The 1,899-nt window shown below is 54.4% G+C and carries 3 protein-coding genes and 1 pseudogene; 2 read left to right on the top strand and 2 right to left on the bottom strand.

From position 1 onward, the window contains the following. Nucleotides 1–1,111: 1,111 nt before the first annotated feature. Entirely contained in the window at nt 1,112–1,237 is a 126-nt protein-coding gene (locus NKI72_RS34775) for a hypothetical protein (protein ID WP_352693957.1), read from the top strand. Here NKI72_RS34775 and NKI72_RS34770 read toward each other — a convergent pair. Next, nucleotides 1,234–1,464, bottom strand: coding sequence for a hypothetical protein (locus NKI72_RS34770; protein ID WP_352757426.1), 231 nt, complete (start codon nt 1,462–1,464; stop codon nt 1,234–1,236). The two genes, NKI72_RS34775 and NKI72_RS34770, sit on opposite strands and share 4 nt — an antisense overlap. Further along, a complete protein-coding gene (locus tag NKI72_RS34765) occupies nt 1,442–1,642 on the bottom strand; it encodes a hypothetical protein (RefSeq protein ID WP_352453889.1) in 201 nt (66 codons plus the stop codon). The genes NKI72_RS34770 and NKI72_RS34765 overlap by 23 nt, the downstream gene beginning before the upstream one ends. Before the next feature lie 92 nt (nt 1,643–1,734). Here NKI72_RS34765 and NKI72_RS34760 point away from each other — a divergent pair. Continuing rightward, nucleotides 1,735–1,899, top strand: a pseudogene (locus NKI72_RS34760) (protein-L-isoaspartate O-methyltransferase family protein); the annotation flags it as partial.

The raw sequence follows: 1,899 nt of genomic DNA, 5'->3' as shown, positions 1-1,899 counted from the left end.
AACACTGACTTTGCCCGAGGACAGCAAAACGGTCACGGGCTCTTCGAACGTGCCGACGTCTCGTTCGCAGGTCATATGCTGGTCTCCTTTCGCAATCTCCCCAAGACCTTACGGGTGAACCATCCGTTCCGTTGCGTCACGTTTGTCCCGGTGGGCGAACATTCTGTGAGGATGGGACCTCGTCCAGAGCGCAGGCTTGATCGCTCAGACTAGACTCGCCAACGCGTTGCGGTCCTCAAATGGCGAGAACCGTCCTTATCGTTACGAGCCCGCTATGCCTTGGTCAGTTGCCGGCGCTGATATCGGAGACCGAAGTCAATACTCATTTCTGGGGATGTCCCTTTGCAGTTAATTATGAGAATCGCATGTCAATCATTTCAGTTGGTTAGCTGTGCACTTAATTTGAAAACGTGCACTTAATTTGATAATCATACCGGGCCATTCGCATTTAATGTGAGAAGCAGCGTCGCAACGTAACGGGGTCGAATTTCCCGAAGACAGGGTATGAATATTCAAAGAATTCATGATCTTGACGCTGATGCGATTGCAGTTAAATTGAGAGTCCGGGCTGCCCCATTCTCGCAATTAATTGCCAAACCTAACCGAAGCGACCGAATTCTCATCATTAACTGCCAAGCGACACTACGTTGCAGTATCGTCGGATAAAGTCGGAGCGTTGAAAATTTATCCCTCACGCACAGTTCTCGAATTTACGATCCTCGTTCTTTTGCTACTCATGGCGTATCGGATCGCCTATCTTGTTGCGCGGAGTATATAAGCGCGTCCAAGACCATGCAGGGCCGGCGCCAAGGGGCAAGCGCCCATAGGAAAGCCCGCTGCCGGTTCGACAGCGGGCTTACAGGACCCCCTTGGAATGTGCGGCTACATCCACGACCACACACGATCATAATCCACGATGAGCGGATAGTTCCCGACAATCTCCACCGGCTCGACTGCATCAGCGATTTCTAATAGTTGATGCTTGCGGCAGGTGGTGCCCTCCATCGTCTGCCGAAGATCGGTGTCCTCCGATCGGCCCGCGTCAAGTCATGTCGAAAAGGCTGTAGGCCAGCGCAGAAAGCAAATCGTTGGCGACTGTTGGCAGCTTCGCATGGATGCTGATCACTACAGCGACGCTCATCCCGGCGAAGAGCGAATCCAACTTGTCTTGGATTTTAACGATGACGTTGAAGAGATGATGATCGCTGCCGGTATCGATGAAGAGAAAGCGGCTTAGCTAGATTTCTTCCAGCGCGCCGCAGCTGCCGTTCTGGCAATCTCAGAGCGCTGTTCTGGCGTGAGTGCTTTGAGGCGGGCCTTGCCACCGATAAGCCCGCCCTTGCGGGCACTGGCGAGTGGCTTCTTGTCCTCAGTCTCGCCTGTCGCCAGATCGACAATCGACTTCGCCAATTGGTTTGGGTCGCGCGGGCGCTTGGGGACTTTAGGTCCGGTTGGCAACGTCATCCCCCTCCACGGCACGCTCAAGATCATACAGTTCGGTCAAAGTGCCGTCGCTGGCGTAAATGCTGAATTTGATATTCCCCGCTTTGAGTTCGCGCGCTTGGCTTACGACCTGCCTGCTGGACAAGTCGTTGATCACTAGGACGTTCGGCTCCTTGCCAAGTTTTATGGAATAACTCACCGTCCTGCTTCCCATGCGTTTCGCTAAGCATATAGGAGTTCTGCCCGAACCGCGACAAGCGCGGCGTCAAATTTCAAACTGACCCACTACCCGATCTTGCAAGCGAAGAACTCGGCAAGGCGACGCTCGATGAGCGGGTGATGGCAGCGATGCGGCGGGTGCCGCGGCATCTCTTCGTTCCAGCCCGGGTCGCCCCTTATGCCTACCAGGACATGCCGCTGCCGATCGGCTTCGATAAAACCGTCTCGCAGCCATTC

It is taken from the genome of Mesorhizobium sp. M0437 (genome assembly GCF_040321335.1).
In the GTDB taxonomy this organism is placed as follows: Bacteria; Pseudomonadota; Alphaproteobacteria; order Rhizobiales; family Rhizobiaceae; genus Mesorhizobium.
The sequence above is the reverse complement of the archived record's forward strand: the minus strand, read 5'-3'. Positions and strand labels throughout refer to the sequence as shown.

Excerpts from the sequence above, each read along its gene's own strand:
- NKI72_RS34775 (WP_352693957.1), top strand. The coding sequence starts at position 1,112 with ATGGATGCTGATCACTACAGCGACGCTCATCCCGGCGAAGAGCGAATC.
- NKI72_RS34770 (WP_352757426.1), bottom strand. The coding sequence starts at position 1,464 with ATGACGTTGCCAACCGGACCTAAAGTCCCCAAGCGCCCGCGCGACCCA.